General features: G+C 66.4%; 15 protein-coding genes. 1 reads left to right on the forward strand and 14 read right to left on the reverse strand.

Features of this window, described 5'->3' with window-relative positions:
- Nucleotides 1-9 precede the first annotated feature (9 nt).
- From uvrC to BRO63_RS20665, 10 genes are all read right to left on the reverse strand, one after another.
- Entirely contained in the window at nt 10-1,836 is a 1,827-nt protein-coding gene (gene uvrC, locus BRO63_RS20620; RefSeq protein WP_088141585.1) for an excinuclease ABC subunit UvrC, read from the reverse strand.
- Nucleotides 1,799-2,857, reverse strand: coding sequence for a beta-N-acetylhexosaminidase (nagZ, locus tag BRO63_RS20625; protein WP_088141586.1), 1,059 nt, complete (start codon nt 2,855-2,857; stop codon nt 1,799-1,801). The genes uvrC and nagZ overlap by 38 nt, the downstream gene beginning before the upstream one ends.
- 58 nt (nt 2,858-2,915) lie before the next feature.
- Complete coding sequence (acpS, locus tag BRO63_RS20630) at nt 2,916-3,353, reverse strand: holo-ACP synthase (RefSeq protein ID WP_088141587.1); 438 nt, start codon at nt 3,351-3,353, stop codon at nt 2,916-2,918.
- Between the two features lie 48 nt (nt 3,354-3,401).
- On the reverse strand, nt 3,402-4,142 hold the full coding sequence (gene pdxJ / locus BRO63_RS20635; protein ID WP_088141588.1) for a pyridoxine 5'-phosphate synthase: 741 nt from the start codon (nt 4,140-4,142) through the stop codon (nt 3,402-3,404).
- Entirely contained in the window at nt 4,139-5,626 is a 1,488-nt protein-coding gene (locus BRO63_RS20640; protein WP_088141589.1) for an efflux transporter outer membrane subunit, read from the reverse strand. The genes pdxJ and BRO63_RS20640 overlap by 4 nt, the downstream gene beginning before the upstream one ends.
- Nucleotides 5,623-8,853 (reverse strand): multidrug efflux RND transporter permease subunit, encoded by a 3,231-nt coding sequence (locus BRO63_RS20645; RefSeq protein ID WP_088141590.1) that lies wholly within the window; start codon nt 8,851-8,853, stop codon nt 5,623-5,625. The genes BRO63_RS20640 and BRO63_RS20645 overlap by 4 nt, the downstream gene beginning before the upstream one ends.
- 62 nt (nt 8,854-8,915) lie before the next feature.
- Entirely contained in the window at nt 8,916-10,178 is a 1,263-nt protein-coding gene (locus BRO63_RS20650; RefSeq protein ID WP_088141591.1) for an efflux RND transporter periplasmic adaptor subunit, read from the reverse strand.
- Between the two features lie 199 nt (nt 10,179-10,377).
- On the reverse strand, nt 10,378-10,743 hold the full coding sequence (locus tag BRO63_RS20655) for a helix-turn-helix domain-containing protein (RefSeq protein ID WP_088141592.1): 366 nt from the start codon (nt 10,741-10,743) through the stop codon (nt 10,378-10,380).
- Between the two features lie 194 nt (nt 10,744-10,937).
- Complete coding sequence (locus BRO63_RS20660; protein ID WP_088141593.1) at nt 10,938-12,131, reverse strand: DUF3734 domain-containing protein; 1,194 nt, start codon at nt 12,129-12,131, stop codon at nt 10,938-10,940.
- Nucleotides 12,132-12,164: 33 nt separating this feature from the next.
- Nucleotides 12,165-12,755: a DUF4136 domain-containing protein gene (locus BRO63_RS20665; RefSeq protein ID WP_088141594.1), complete on the reverse strand. Its 591-nt coding sequence runs from the start codon at nt 12,753-12,755 to the stop codon at nt 12,165-12,167.
- 160 nt (nt 12,756-12,915) lie between these two features.
- Between BRO63_RS20665 and BRO63_RS20670 the strand changes: the two genes are divergently transcribed.
- Nucleotides 12,916-13,710, forward strand: coding sequence for a TOBE domain-containing protein (locus BRO63_RS20670; protein WP_088141595.1), 795 nt, complete (start codon nt 12,916-12,918; stop codon nt 13,708-13,710).
- A 22-nt stretch (nt 13,711-13,732) separates the two neighbouring features.
- On the opposite strand, the gene BRO63_RS20675 is transcribed toward BRO63_RS20670, so the two are convergent.
- From BRO63_RS20675 to modB, 4 genes are all read right to left on the reverse strand, one after another.
- Entirely contained in the window at nt 13,733-14,134 is a 402-nt protein-coding gene (locus BRO63_RS20675; RefSeq protein ID WP_088141596.1) for a type II toxin-antitoxin system VapC family toxin, read from the reverse strand.
- Entirely contained in the window at nt 14,131-14,403 is a 273-nt protein-coding gene (locus tag BRO63_RS20680; RefSeq protein ID WP_088141597.1) for an antitoxin, read from the reverse strand. The genes BRO63_RS20675 and BRO63_RS20680 overlap by 4 nt, the downstream gene beginning before the upstream one ends.
- 97 nt (nt 14,404-14,500) lie before the next feature.
- Nucleotides 14,501-15,187: an ATP-binding cassette domain-containing protein gene (locus tag BRO63_RS20685; protein ID WP_088141598.1), complete on the reverse strand. Its 687-nt coding sequence runs from the start codon at nt 15,185-15,187 to the stop codon at nt 14,501-14,503.
- The gene (modB, locus tag BRO63_RS20690) at nt 15,184-15,870 is read right to left on the reverse strand and encodes a molybdate ABC transporter permease subunit (RefSeq protein WP_054452904.1); all 687 of its coding nucleotides are present in this window, start codon (nt 15,868-15,870) and stop codon (nt 15,184-15,186) included. Before modB ends, BRO63_RS20685 begins: the two co-directional genes overlap by 4 nt.
- Nucleotides 15,871-15,891 lie beyond the last annotated feature (21 nt).

Here is a 15,891-nt window from a genome sequence, read left to right on the forward strand (position 1 = left end):
ATGGCGGCGTTACCGCAAGGCTTCATAGATGCGGATCGCCAGGTCCTGGGAGATGCCGTCGACCGAGGCCAGGTCTTCGATGCTGGCCGAGGCCACGCCGGAGAAGCCGCCGAAGCGGGCCAGCAGGCGCTGGCGGCGGCGGGCGCCGATGCCTTCGATTTCTTCCAGGCGCGACACGTTGCGCGCCTTGGCGCGGCGGGCGCGCATGCCGGTGATGGCGAAACGGTGGGCCTCGTCGCGCACCTGCGCGATCAGCATCAGCGCGGCGGATTCGCCGCCCAGCGCCACCGGCGGACGCGCATCCGCGAACACCAGGGTTTCCAGGCCGACCTTGCGCCCTTCCCCCTTGGCCACGCCCACCAGCGTCTGCACATCCAGGCCCAGTTCCACGAACACCTGGCGGGCGACTTCCACCTGGCCCTTGCCGCCGTCGATCAGCACCAGGCCGGGCATGGGCGCCTCGCCGTCGGCGACCTTGGCGAAGCGGCGGCTCAGCACCTGGCGCATAGCAGCATAATCGTCCCCCGGCGTGATGCCGCCGATGTTGTAGCGGCGGTACAGCGAAGGCTGCATGTCGTGGTGCTCGAAGACCACGCAGGACGCCTGGGTCGCTTCGCCTGCCGTATGGCTGATGTCGAAGCATTCGATGCGCAGCGCATCCAGCGCGGCTTCGTCGGTATCCAGGTCCAACGCTTCGGCCAGCGCCAGCGTACGCGCGGCGCGGGCGCCGGACTCGGTCAGGGCGCGGGCCAGGGCCATCTCGGCATTCTTGCCCGCCTGTTCCAACCAGGCGCGGCGCGCGCCTTGCGGGCGCGTCAATACGCGCGACGGGCGTCCGCCCGCCTGCTCGACCAGCAGGCCGATCAGGTCCGGATCCGGCAAGGCGTGCGAACAGACCAGCACCGGCGGCATGGCGTTGTCGGTGTAGTGCTGGGCCACGAAGGCTTCCAGCACCTGCGGCGCGGCCTCGCCTTCGGCATGCGAGGGAAAGAACGGCTTGTCGCCCAGATGGCGGCCGCCCCGCACCATCGCCAGATTGACGCAGACCTTGCCGCCCGCGATCGCCACCGCGATGATGTCGGTGTCCTCGCCGCTGACGTTCTCCATGGTCTGCTGGTGCAGCACGCGCGCCAGCGACCCCATCTGGTCGCGCAGCGCCGCCGCTTCCTCGAAGCGCAGTTCACTGGCGGCCTGCTGCATCCGGCTTTCGATTTCGCCCATCACGTCCTTGGCTTCCCCGTTCAGGAAGCGCACGGCGCGCTGCACGTCGCGCTCGTAGTCGGCGGCTTCGATCGCGCCGACACAGGGCGCCGAACAGCGCCCGATCTGATGCAGCAGACAGGGCCGCGAACGGTTGGCGAAGACCGAGTCCTCGCAGGTGCGCAGGCGGAACACCTTCTGCAGGATCTGGATGGTTTCGCGCACGGCCCAGGCGTTGGGGAACGGCCCGAAGTACTGGCCGCGCTTGTTGGTCGCGCCGCGGTAATAGGCGATGCGCGGCCAGTCATGGCCGGTGATCAGCAGGTAGGGATAAGACTTGTCGTCGCGGAACAGGATGTTGTAGCGCGGCTTCAGCGTCTTGATGAGGTTGTTTTCGAGGATCAGCGCTTCCGCTTCGGAGCGCGTCACCGTCACCTCCAGCCGCGCCACCTTCGCCACCATCTGGGCGATGCGGGGGCTGGCCAAATTCTTCTGGAAATACGACGAGACGCGCTTCTTCAGGTCGCGCGCCTTGCCGACATACATGACCTCGCCGGCCGCATCCAGGTGCCGGTACACGCCCGGCAGATGCGGCAGGTCAGCCAGGAACGATTTGAGATTGAAGTCGTCGGGCATTCTGGTAACGGCTTTCAGCCTGCAAGGTATCCCAGTCCGGCGCGTCAAAGCGCGGCATCAGGCGGCGGATGCGGGCCACGGACTCGGGCGCGTGTTCGAACTTCAGGCGTTCGAGCAATTCGTCCGCCAGGTCCGGCCGGTTGCACACCAGCACCATGTCGCAGCCGGCGCCCAGCGCGGCGTTGGCGCGGTCCAGGATGTCGCCCGCGACCGAGGCGCCTTCCATGGTCAGGTCGTCCGAGAACACCACTCCATCGTAGCCCAGGCGGGTGCGCAGGATGTCCTGCACCCAGCGCTTGGAAAATCCGGCCGGGTGCTTGTCGACCTTGGGATAGATCACATGCGCGGGCATCACCGACGGCAGCACCGCGTCGCCCAGCCAGGCGTACGGGGCGGCGTCGTCCTTCAGGATCTTGTCCAGCGGACGCGGGTCCACCGGGATCTCGTGGTGCGAATCCGCTTCCACGAAACCATGGCCGGGGAAGTGCTTGCCGCAAGCCGACATGCCCGCCAGCTGCAGCCCCTGGATCAGCGCGCGCGACAGCATCGCGACCACGCGCGGGTCCTGGTGGAAGGCGCGGGTGCCGATCACCTTGCTGACGCCGTAGTCCAGGTCCAGTACGGGGGTGAAGCTCATGTCCACGCCGCAGGCGCGCAGCTCGGCGGCCAGCACGTAGCCGGCCTCGGTCGCCAGGCGCATGGCTTGCAGGGGATCGCGGTCCCACAACGCGCCCAGGTCGCGCATGGCGGGCAGCGCCGTGAAGCCGTCTTCGCGGAAGCGCTGCACGCGGCCGCCCTCATGGTCCACCAGGATCAAGAGCGGTTCCTTGCGGGCCTTGTGGATCTGGCGCGTCAGTTCCGTCAGTTGCTTGCGGCTTTCGAAATTGCGCGCGAACAGGATCACCCCGCCCACCAGCGGGTGGCGCAGGCGCTTCTTCTCCGCCTTCGTCAGCGTGTGTCCCGCCACATCGACCATCACGGGGCCGGGCGGCAGGACCGCCCTGGATTTCTTCTTGGCCATGTCAGGCTGTCCTTCTGTCTAAGTCTGGCAAGCCGGCGGCGGGCGCGAGGCCCGCGGATCAGGGCTTGCGTTCGACCACCACGTAAGCGGCGGCCATGTCGGATTCGTCGGTAATGGAAACATGCGCCGCGCCGAAACGCTGCTCATACCATGACAGCAGTTCGGGCGCGATCACCAGCACGGGACGCCCGCCGGGCGCGTTCAAGGTCTGCACCCGGCGCCAGGTCATGGGCATGCGCATGCCCAGGCCGATGGCCTTGGAAAACGCCTCCTTGGCCGCGAAGCGCGTGGCCAGGAAACGCAGGCCGCGCGCCGGGTCGCGGGCGCGGCGCGCGTGGAACTTCTGCAGTTCCTCGACGCCCAGGATCTTTTCCGCGAAGCGGTCGCCGTGGCGCGCCAGCGCGCGCTCGATGCGGTCGATGCGCAGCAGGTCCATGCCGATGCCGGCAATGGCGCCCGCAGGCGCGGGCGCGGCGGGGCGGGAAGCGTCAGACATGGGAATCAGCGCGCGGCCGCAGGCAAGAACAGGACACCGGGCTCGCGGTCACAGCCCGCGCAGCGCTTGCAGGCGGGCCTGCACCATCAGCGCCTTCATGTCGCGCACGGCCTTTTCCCAGCCGTCGAACACCGCCTGCGCCACGATGGCGTGGCCGATGTTGAGTTCGGAAATGCCCTCCAGCGCGGCTACCGGCTTGACGTTGCCGTAATGCAGGCCGTGGCCTGCATTCACGCGCAAGCCATGGCGCAACCCTTCGGTCACGGCCAGGCGCAGGCGCTGCAGTTCGGCCTCGGCGGCCTCGCCTTCAGCTTCGGCGTAGGCGCCGGTATGCAACTCGATCACCGGCGCGCCGGCCTTGGCCGCGGCCGCGATCTGCACCGGATCCGGGTCGATGAAAAGCGACACGCGAATGCCGGCCTCGGCCAGCAGGCCCACCGCATCCGACACGGGCCCCATGGCGCCCACGACTTCCAGGCCGCCTTCGGTCGTCAGTTCGGTGCGCTTTTCGGGCACGAGGCAAACGTCATTCGGCTTGACCGCGCAGGCGATTTCCAGCATTTCCGCCGTCACCGCGCATTCCAGGTTCATGCGCGTGCGCAGTTGCGGACGCATGGCGTACACGTCCTTATCCTGGATGTGGCGCCGGTCCTCGCGCAGATGCAGCGTGATCAGGTCGGCGCCGGCGTCCTCCGCGCGCAGCGCGGCGAGGACCGGGTCCGGATAGGTCGTGTGGCGTTGTTGCCGCAGCGTGGCAACGTGATCGATGTTTACACCAAGTTCTATCATTGCACTTTCGTCGTTTCTTCCCAGCCGCCGCCCAGGGCCTTGTACAGTTCGACGCGGTTGATCAGCGCCGCCAGGCCGGTCTGGACCAGGGAGAGCTGGGCATTGAAAAAGTCCACCTGCGCGGTCTGCACCTGCAGGTAGCTGTCGATACCATTGGTATAGCGCAAATTCGACAGTTCCAGCGTGCGCCCGGATGCATCCTGCAAGGCGCGCTGGGCGTCCAGTTGCGCCCCATAGGTGGCTTCGCCCGCCAGCGCGTCCGACACTTCGCGGAACGCCTGCTGGATGGACTGTTCGTACTGCGCCACGGCGATATTGTCGCGCGCCTTGGCCAGGTTCAGCCCTTCACGAATGCTGCCGCCGGCAAACAGCGGCGTGGTGATCGAAGGCGAAAAGCTCCAATAACCCTGGCCGCCCTTGAACAGGTCGCCCAACGAGGGGCTGGCCACGCCCAGCAGGCCGGTCAGCGAGATGGTCGGGAAGAACGCCGCGCGCGCGGCGCCGATGTTGGCATTGGCGGACAGCAGCTGGTTTTCCGCGGCCATGATGTCCGGGCGGCGTTCCAGCAGGTCGGACGGCAGGCCGGCGGGCACCGTGGCCAGCAGCTGGTCGCGGCCGAACACGGCGGGCGCCGGCAAGTCCGGCGGCAGCGGCGTGCCGACCAGCAGCACCAGGGCGTTCATGGCCTGGGCCTGGGCGCGGGCCAGTTGCGCCAGGTCGGACGAGGCCGTATCCAGCAAGGTCTTGGCCTGGTTCAGGTCCAGTTCCGAGGCCACGCCGCCATCGAAACGGCGCTTGACCAGGTCGTAGGATTCCTGGCGCGAGGCCAGCGTGCGCTTGGTCAGGTCCAGCTGGACCTCGGCCGCGCGCAGATTGAAATACGACTGCGCGACCGAGCCGACCAGCGTGATGTGCACGCTCTTCTGCGCCTGCTCCGTCGACAGGTACTGCTGGTACGCCGCCTCGGACAGGTTGCGCAGACGGCCGAACAGGTCGATCTCGAAGGTGGTCAGGCCGATGCCGGCCTGGTACGAACTGCTGATCGAACCCGAGCCGGCAGCCCGCATGTTCTGCGGCAGATGCTGGCGCTGGCCCTGGATGCCGGCGCCGATGCTGGGCCATTGCGCGCCGCGCTGGACGCCGTACTGGGCACGGGCCTCTTCCACCCGCTGCACTGCCACGCGCAGGTCGCGGTTGTTGACCAGCGACAGCTCGATCAGGCTTTGCAGGCGCGGATCGCGGAAGAACTCGCGCCAGCCCAGATTGGCCGCGGGCGTGCCTTCCTGCGGCATGACCGCGGTGGACGGCTGAGTGCCCAGCGACGTGGGCTTGGCGTAGCCGCCGTACTGCACCTTGGGCTGGTCCGGCCACGTGCCGGAGACCGGCGCGTCGGGACGCTTGTAATCGGGCGCCAGCGAGCAGCCGGCCAACGCCACCGCCACGAAAGCGGACAAGGCGGTCTGTTTGAACTTCAGGGCTTTCATTCCTTGCCCTCCTGGCCACCGTTGGGTTGTGCGGGGTGTTGCGCGGCAGCGTCCGGCGCAGCCTGTCCGGCTGCCTTCTTGGCCGCCTGCTCTTCCTCGAAGGCGCGCAGTTCGGCGCCCAGCAGGCGCGGCCGGGTCTTGAACAGGCCCAGCACCACCACGAAGAAGGTCGGCACGAAAATCACCGCGAACGGCGTGGCGGCCAACATGCCGCCCAGCACGCCCAGACCCACGGCGCGCTGGCTGGCGGCGCCTGCGCCGGTCGCCATGGCCAGGGGCACCACGCCCAGGATAAAGGCCAGCGAGGTCATCAGGATGGGGCGGAAACGCAGCCTCGCGGCTTCCACCGCGGATTCGTACAGCCCCATGCCGCGAGCGTACTGGTCCTTGGCGAATTCCACGATAAGAATGGCGTTCTTGGCCGCCAAGCCGATCACGGTCACCATGCCCACCTGGAAGTACACATCGTTGGACATGCCCAGCGCGCTGATCAGCGCCACCGCGCCCAGCATGCCCAGCGGCACCACCAGCATCACCGAAATCGGGATGGCCCAGCTTTCATACAGGGCGGCCAGCACCAGGAACACCACCAGCAGCGACAGGCCCATCAGGATCGGGGCCTGGTTGCCTGCCTGGCGCTCCTGGTAGGAAAGGCCGTTCCATTCGTAGCCGAAGCCCTGCGGCAACTGTCCCACCAGACGTTCCATCTCGGCCATGGCCTCGCCCGTGGTGTAGCCAGGGGCGGCGTCGCCGCCGATACGCATGGACTCGTAACTGTTGTAGCGCACCACCTGCACCGGACCCTGCTTCCATTCGGCCTTGACGAAGGTGGACAGCGGCACCATGCCGCCCTGGCCGTTGCGGGCGTTCAGCTGCAGCACGTCATTGAGCTGCATGCGGTACGGCGCGTCGGCCTGCACCCAGATGTTCTGCATCCGGCCCAGGTTGGGGAACTTGCTGAGGTAGGCGGAACCGACCGCGGTGGAAATCAGCGAGGCGGCCTCGTTGAAGTCCACGCCCAGCGCGGCCGCCTTCTCGCGGTCGATGGTCAGGCTGAGCTGCGCGCCCGGTCCGAGGCCGGTGATGCGCACCTGCGACAGCACCGGGCTCTTCATGACCAGGCCCATGAGTTCGCCGGTGGCCGCGGCCAGGGCGGCAGAACCCGCCGCGCCGCGATCCTGCAGGCGGAAGTCGAAGCCGGTGGCGTTGCCCAGGGACGAAATGGCGGGCGGCACCAGGGTGAACACCTGCGCGTCATGAATGCCCATCAGCTGCTTCTCGAAGGCCCGGAAGGCGATCGCGCCCGCGGAATCCTTGCGCTCCTTGCGCTCGCTGAAGTCCTTCAGCGTCACGAAGGCGATGGCGGCGTTCAGGCCGTTGCCGTTGAAGCTGTAACCCTGCACGGCAATGATGTTCTCGACCGCCGGCACGTCCGAGAAGTATTTCTCGACCTGCTCGATGACCTCGACCGTGCGGTTGGCCGTGGCGCCGGTGGGCAGCTCGATGTTGCTGACCACGTAGCCCTGGTCTTCCTCGGGCAGGAAGGACGACGGCAGGCGCAGGTACAGCCAGCCCAGCAGCACGACCAGCAGCAGGAACGCCAGCATCATGCGGCCGCCCTTGTGCAGGATGCGCGACACCCAGTTCTGGTAGTTGTGGGTGGTGGCGTCGAACTTGCGGTTGAACCAGCCGAAGAAACCCTTCTTGTCCTCGTGGTGGCCTTTGGGCACCGGCTTGAGGATGGTGGCGCACAGCGCCGGGGTGAAGGTCAGGGCCAGCAGCGCCGAGAAGAAGATGGACACGGCCATCGCGATCGAGAACTGGCGATAGATCACGCCCACCGAACCGCTCATGAAGGCCAGGGGCAGGAACACCGTCACCAGCACCAGCGTAATGCCGATGATGGCGCCGCTGATCTGCGGCATGGCCTTCTTGGTGGCTTCCTTGGGTGGTAAGCCCTCTGTGGACATGATGCGCTCGACGTTCTCCACCACCACGATGGCGTCGTCCACCAGAATCCCGATGGCCAGCACCATGGCGAACATGGTCAGCACGTTGATGGAGAAGCCAAGCGCCAGCATCACCGCGAACGCCCCCAGCATGGCCACCGGCACCACCAGGGCCGGGATCAGGGTATAGCGGACGTTCTGCAGGAACAGGTACATCACCAGGAACACCAGCACCATGGCTTCCGCCAGGGTGTGGACCACCTGCTCGATGGACACCTTCACGTAAGGCGCCGTGTCGTACGGAATGGAGTACGTGATGTTGCCCGGGAAGTACTTGGACAGCTCTTCCATCTGCTGGCGCACGCCCTGGGCGGTGGCCAGCGCGTTGGCGTTGGGTGACAGCACGATGGCGAATGCCGCCGTCGGCTTGCCGTTCAGGCGGGCGCCGAACTGGTAGTTGTCGGCGCCGACTTCGATGCGGGCGACGTCGCGCAGCAGCACCTTGGAGCCGTCGGTATTGGCGCGCAGGACGATCTTGCCGAAGCCCTCCACCGTGCTCAGCTGGCCGTTGGCCGTGACCGTGGCGGTGATGCGTTGCGAATCCGGATTGGGCGGCGCGCCGATGCTGCCGCCGGAAATCACCACGTTCTGCTGGGCGATGGCCTGGTTGACCTGCGACATGCTCAGGTTGAAACCGACCAGCTTGGCGGGATCGACCCACACGCGCATGGCGCGCGGCGCCGCGAACAGCTGGAACTGGCCCACGCCGGGCACGCGCGACACCGGGTTCTTGATGTTGCGGGTGATGTAGTCGGCCAGCGCGGTCTGGTCCAGCGAGCCGTCGGTGGACGACACCGCCGCCACCATCAGGAAGCCGGTACTGGTCTGCTCATATTGCAGGCCCTGCTGCTGCACGGCGGTGGGCAGCTGCGCGACCACGTTCGACACGCGGTTCTGCACGTCCACCTGCGCAAGATCGGGGTTGGTCCCCGGAGCGAAGGTGGCGGTGATGGTCGAGGTGCCGTAGGAATCGCTGACCGACTCGTAGTAGATCAGGCCCTTGGCGCCGTTGAGCTGGTCTTCGATGATACTGGTGACCTGCTCGGCCACTTCGTTGGCCGAAGCGCCGGGATAGGTCGCGGTGATCGTGATCGCGGGCGGCGCCACGTCCGGGTACTGCGAGATCGGCATGTTCGGGATCGCCAACACCCCGGCCAGCAGGATGAACAGGGCGACTACCCAAGCGAAAATCGGTCTATCAATAAAAAATTGCGGCATGTGGGCTGACTCTGAAAGCGATGCTCACCAAAGAGGAACGCGGCGCTTGCGCCGCGTGCCGCTTAAGATTTCTGGCCTGCGGCCTTGTCCTGCTGCGCAGGCTCGGCCGGCTTGGCGCCAGGCTGCGGGGCGGATTCCGCGGGCTTGGCGCCCGGTTGCGCGGGGGCCTGGCCGCCCGGCGCGGGCGTGCCGCTCTTCCATTCGCTGGCCTGCACCGGAGCGCCCGGCCGGACCTTCTGGAATCCTTCCACCACGACCACGTCGCCGGCCTTCAGGCCGCTGGTGACGATCCAGTTGCTCTTGAGGGCGCCGCCGGTGGTAACCGGAATCTGCTCGATCTTGTTGTCCTTGACCAGCATCAGGCTTTGCAGGCCGTCCGCGGTACGCTGCAGCGCCTGCTGCGGCACCATCAGGGCCTTGTCGTCCACGCCCTGCTCCAGGCGCACGCGCACATACATGCCGGGCAACAGGATGCCGTCGGGGTTGGGGACTTCGGCGCGCAGGTTCACCTGGCCCGTGGTCGGATCCACGGTGATGCCGGTGAACAGCAGCTTGCCCGGCTGGCCGTATTCGGAACCGTCTTCCAGCACGATGGTGGCGCGCGCCGTATCCTTGCCGACCTGCTGCAGCTGGCCGCTGGCGAAGGCGCGGCGCAGGGACGCGAGTTCCGCGGTGGACTGGGTGAAGTCGACGTAGATCGGATCGAGCTGCTGCACCGTGGCCATCTGCGTGGCCGAGGTGGCCTCGACCAGCGCGCCTTCGGTGACCAGCGGCTTGCCGATGCGGCCGGTGATGGGCGAGGTGACGTCGGTGTAGCCGAGGTTGATCGCGGCGTTGTCCTGCGCCGCCTTGGCGGCGGCGACAGCAGCGTCCGCCTGGCGGTACGAGGCCACGGCGTTGTCGTATTCCTGCTTGCTGACGGCGTTGGCCTTGACCAGCGGCGCGTAGCGGTCGGCCAGCAGTTTGGCGCTGAACAGGTTGGCCTGCGCCTGCTTGAGCTGCGCCGTCGCCTGATCGTAGGTGGCCTTGTAGGGCGCCGGATCAATCTTGAACAGCAGCTGGTTTTCCTTGACGTCCCCGCCTTGCTCGAAGGCGATCTTCTGGACGATGCCGGTGACCCGCGCACGGATCTGCGCATCGCGGACGGCGTCGACGCGGCCGGGCAGCTCCGACACGATGGGCGCGCGCTGCGGCTGGATCGTAATGACGCTGACCTGGGGCATGCCTGGATTCATGTGCGGCTTTTCACCGCAACCAGCCAATATCAGTGCGAGGACCCCGCCGGAAAAAGCCAGCCCTGAAACACGTTTAGGCGAAAACCGCATTGAAACCCCCGCGTATAGCGTAATTAACCGTAATCGCGTCATGTAACCGCAGTATTTGAATGCGGCTCAGGCCGCGATCAAATAAGAAGCATGCGTCATCAAGGCACGTAATCAGCCCAGTAATGTAACTCAGTTATTGGGGAAATCACTGATTTTTAGTGCTTCGAATACCACTGGCGGGGGGATTTCATACAACAGATCAGCTCTCGGAAAGCTCTCGCAGCTTGCCCAGGAACACATAGCCCATGCCGTGCACCGTATGCAGCGGCAGCCGGGTGCCAGCCAGCAGAACCTTGCCGCGCAAGCGGCAAATCGCCACGTTCAGCGTGCGCATCGTGGTGCGCCTGCGCACGGCCACGAATTCATCGCGCCGCAATTCCCTGGCAGGATTGGCCGCCAGGCAAAGCAGGCAGGTGCGCTCCAGGGCGGTCAGGCCGATGCGGATGCCATGAGGCGTAAGCAGGGTCCAGCCCTGGTAGACCAGGGTCCACCAGCCGTCCATGGCATAGGGAGTGTCGGCCGCGCGGGCGGGCGCGACCTGGGCAAGGCGAGCGGGGGCATTCACGACGGGTCTCCACCAGGACGGCCCGCGCCGCGCGGGATGGCGGCCGGCTCCCGGAACAGGGCTGCAATTAGCTCCGAAAGACTACCGCCGGAACCCTTGTGGATTGAAATTGCAGGGCATCTATAAGACCAATCCGATCGGAAGGCTGCCCCGCCCCTATCCAAAAACGTCGATCTCGCCGCTGCCCCGCCAGTTCAGGTGCGCTTGCCGTTGCGATGGATATCGTGCGTGACGAAACAGCTGTTCTCGGTCGGCCGGGCCAGGATGCCGGGCTTGGCCAGCGTGGCGCGGATGTCGGCCAGGCCGGACTCCCAGTGCTCGCGCATGGCCTCGGTGCCGAACTCGTAGTCCTTGGAGTAGCGCTCCCGGTGCTTGGACTCGTAGATGAGGTTGATGATGTTGGTGGCCGGCGTATGGGACAGCTTGCGGATTTCGGCGAACTCGGCCGCATTGCGCTCGGCCTCCGGCAGCTTGGCCAGCAGGCGCTGCAAGCCGTGGCGCAGCTTGAGCACGCGCCGCAGCTGGTCCGTGACCAGGCGGGTCCGGCTGGAGTACTGGATGTCCTTCTGGCGCTCGGCCACTTCCTCCAGATTGGTCGGCAGGCCGCCGCGCGCGGGCCACAGGTCGACCTGGAACGCCAGCGTGTCCCGCATGTTGTCGGTGGTCAACACCTGGGCCAGCGGCGTGTTGGACACGACGCCGCCGTCCCAGTAGTGCTCGCCGTCGATCTCGACGGAGGGAAAGCCTGGCGGCAAGGCGCCCGAGGCCATGATGTGTTCCGGGGCCAGGGTGTCCTTCAAGCTGTCGAAATAGGCGAAGTTGCCGCTGCGCACGTTGACCACGCCGAAACTGGCGCGCACGGCGCCGCTGTTTAGCAGGTCGAAATCGACGAACTCCCGCAGGGTCGCGGCCAACGGCGTGGTGTCGTAGAAGCTGGTGGACGCCGCCCCCCTGCCGTGCACCAGGTAGGGCGGTGGAAAACGCGGTTTGAAAAAGCCCGGCTGGCCCGAGAACAGGGCCTGGAATGCCGACACATGCCCATTCATGACGGGCGAACCGAAGCCGAACGGCACGCCTTCGAACACGGACCCGAGCGTCTCGCCCCAGGGCACCGAGGCGAAACCCGCCGGGCGGCAGATGCTCTCCCAGAACCCGCGTAGGCGCTCCACGCGCTCGTCCTCGGGGGAACCCGCGATGATTGCCGCGTTGATCGACCCAATGGAGATGCCGGAAATCCAGTTGGGCCGGATACCCGCTTCGTGCAGCCCCTGATACACCCCGGCCTGGTAGGCCCCCAGCGCTCCCCCGCCCTGCAGCACCAGGGCGACGACTTCATAGGGCGGCGTATCGCCGGTATCTTGCTTGGGGGCCTTGCGGCGAGTACTCATACGGCTTCCTCTAGGCAGGGCTGGCGGACCGCCCTACTTGCTTTTTTCCGGCAGCTGCGGCGCGGCCACGCCCGCGCGGAACGGATACTTGGAGAAGATCTGCGCAACCACCTTGTCCGTATTCTCGGGCGTGGCGGCCGCATCGGGCTGGACCTCGCCCACCGCCACGCCTTCCCACACCAGCTGCCTGCGGCGCGCGTCGACGAGGTCGATGTTCAAGGTCCCCTCAGTATATTGGTAGACGTCGTCGCCCCAGCCGTAGCCGGGCCAGCCGCCGTAGAAGCCGGTGCGATAGCCGTAGTACGGGCCCATGGGCGGCGCGGCCGGCGTGACCTGCACCTTCTGCTGCAGCTTGGCGCTGAAGTTGACCAGCAGGTCGGGATTGGCGGCGCTGTAGGTATAGCCGCGCATTTCCATCTGGCCGCGCGTGGCATTCTTCAGGCGCTCGGTCAGCAAGGTGCTGTAGCCGGCCTTGTCGGTGCCCAGCGGCGCCATGTACCCGAAGGTCCGGTACTGGGCGAAATTCGCCTGGTGATCGTAGTCGCTCTTGACGTCAGGGCCGGTGGCGCAAGCCGCCAACAGCACCGTCATGGAACCCGCAGCCAGCAATTTGAACGCTTTCATGTCGTTTTCTCCGTGAGCCCGATGCGTGAACATAGTGCCGCTAAGCCTGCAAAATTTCAACAGAATCTCATTCTCATCGTGTCCGCCGTGAACCGCCAGGACAGCCTCCCCGTCCATTACACTTTCAGCTATCTCATACCCTGACCACGGCGCGACACAGATGTTGGAACTCGACGGCTCGATTTGGTTTCGCTCAGGCGCCCAGACCTGGGGCGGAAGAAACCGCATAGACCTGCTGGCGCAGATCGACGCCACCGGCTCGATCACGGCCGCAGCGCGCGCCGTGGGCATGAGCTACAAGGGCGCCTGGGACGCCATCGACGCCATGAACAATCTGGCGGGCGAGCCTTTGGTAATCCGCGCCGCTGGCGGCAAGGGCGGCGGCGGCACCCGCCTGACCGACCGCGCGCGCGGCCTGATCGCCACCTTCCGCGCCCTGGAAGCCGAACACCGCAAGTTCATGGAAAACCTGATCCGCGCTGGCATGAACGCCAGCGGCGACATCGACCTCATGAGGCGTTTCATGCTGAAGACCAGCGCACGCAACAAACTGCTAGGCACCGTCATCCAGATCCGCGCCGGCGCCGTCAACGACGAGATCGTGCTGCGCATCGCGGGCGGCCAGACCATCACGGCCACCATCACCCGCGAAAGCACGCAGGAACTGGGACTGGAGACGGGCAAGGAAGCGATCGCGCTGGTCAAGGCGTCGTCCGTCATCGTGGGCGCGCCCGGCCCCGGCCTGCGCCTGTCGGCGCGCAATCAACTGCCGGGCAAGATCACGGCATTGCGCCCGGGCGCTGTCAACAGCGAGATCCTGATCGGACTGGACGGCGGCGTGACGCTGGCGGCCATCGTCACCAACGAAAGCGCGCAGGACCTGGGATTGGACGTAGGCGCCGACGCGGTGGCGATCTTCAAGGCTTCCAGCGTGATCCTGGGCGTGCTGGACTGAGCCACTCCGAGCCGCTACCGTTTCAGATCAACCAATTTTCCATGGCGAGGCCGCGGATGCGTTCGAATTCCCGCATGTTGCCGGTGACGAGCGTCAGGCCCAGCGCGTGGGCGTGAGCACCGATCAAGAGATCGTTGGCGCCGATGGTTTGCCCCGCCGCTTCCAAGTCGGCGCGTATGCCTCCATATTTCGCATCAGCAGCCACATCAAAAGGCAGGACCGGAATCACCGCCAGCAGGCTTTCGACTTTGGCCAACAGCTTGGCGGATCCTTTCTCGGCGCAGCCGTAGCGCAACTCGGCGGACACGATAATGCTGGTGCAGATCTTGCGGTGCCCTACCCGCGCAACGTGCCGCGCCGCTCGGCCACCCGGGTCCCGCAAAAGCGCGCTAATGATATTAGTGTCCAGCAGATAGCCGCTCACAGGACGTCCTCCGGCCGCAACGGCATATCGCTGATGTCCGGAAACTGGTCTTCAGGCGCGAGCGGTTCCTCTGCTGCCCATCGGGCCAGCAATTCCGAAAGGTTACGCGGGCCGGCAATGGGCTCAATAATGAGCTTTTCACCCTCTCGACGAATCAACACGCGCTCGCCCGGCAGCTCGAACTCTGCCGGAATGCGCACAGCCTGACTGCGATTGTTGCGAAAGAGCTTGGCCTCTCGAGGCCTGGACACGGGAGTACGAATGGCCATGGCGCTTCCCTCACTGTTATTGCATATGCCATATTGTATATGCCATCAATAACAAGCAAAAGCCCGGCGCTCAAGTGAAAGCGTATGCCGGCCAGCCTCAGACGCCCACGTCTTCGTCGTGGCGCCGCACCCTGCCCTCGCGCACTTCGAACACCTCGTCGGCCAGCGCGTCCACATCCGCCGGGTCGTGCGTGATCAGGAGCATCGGCACGTCCAGCTGACGCTGCAAGGCGTTGAGTTCCAGCCGCATCTTGCCGCGCAGCTGCGAATCCAGCGCTGAGAATGGCTCGTCCAGCAACAGGATGTCGGGCCGCAGCATGAGGGCTCGCGCCAACGCCACCCGCTGCTTCTGGCCACCGGAGATCTCGCTGGGATAGCTGCCCACGATGGAACCCAGCTCGAATGCGTCCACCCAGCGCTGCGCCTCGGGCCCGACCTCGCGCCGGGGCGGGTTGCGCCAGCCGCGGCGCAGCCCGAAAGCGATGTTCTGCGCCACGGTCAGGTGGGGAAACAGGGCGTAGTCCTGGAACAGATAGGCGACGCGGCGGGATTGCGCCGGCAGGTTGACGCCGGCGTCCGTGTCGAACAGCACGCGGCCATTGATTTCGATGCGCCCCGAGTCCGGGCGCAGCAGGCCCGCCACCGCGCGCAGGGTCAGGCTTTTGCCCGCGCCCGAGGGTCCGAACAGCGCGATGCGCTTGGCTGACGAATCGAATGCAACGTCCAGCGCGAAGCGCCGGTCGCCGGACACCATCTGCTTGCGCACCTGGATGCTGACGCTCATAGCGCGCTCCCGTTGCGCCGGCCGCTGCTGACGGGCACCAGCTTGCCGGCAAGCAGCAGGACCACCACGCAGGTCACCGAGGTGACCAACACCAGCATGTTGGCCGTGGCATCGTCGCCCGCCTGCACCGCCTCGTAGATGGCGACCGACAGAGTCTGTGTGCGTCCCGGCAGATTGCCGGCGATCATCAGCGTGGCGCCGAATTCGCCCAGCGCCCGCGCGAAGGCTAGCAGCACGCCGGCGGCAATGCCGCGGGCGGCCAGCGGCAAGGTGACGCGGAAGAAGACCCCCGCTTCGCATACGCCCAGCACGCGCGCCGCGCTTTCCAGCTGGCTGTCGACGTTCTCGAAGGCGGCGCGGGCGGATTTGAACACCAGCGGAAAAGCCACCACCGAGGCCGCGATCACCGCGCCCTGCCAGGTAAAGACCAGTTCGATGCCCCAGCCCGCCAGCGTCTCGCCGATGATGCCGCGGCGCCCCAGCAGCACCAGCAGGTAGTAGCCGAGCACCGTGGGCGGCAACACCAGCGGCAAGGTCAACAGCGCGTCCAACAGGTCGCGCCCCGGCCAGCGCCAGCGCGACAGGCCATAAGCCGCGGCCGTGCCGGCCACGGTCGCCAACAGCGTTGCCCAGCCTGCCACTTTCAGGGAAAGCAGCAGGGGCACCCAAACCGGATCACTCATCAATGCCTACGATTCAACAGG

Source organism: Achromobacter xylosoxidans, from assembly GCF_002192695.1.
Taxonomy (GTDB): Bacteria; Pseudomonadota; Gammaproteobacteria; order Burkholderiales; family Burkholderiaceae_B; genus Achromobacter; species Achromobacter xylosoxidans_C.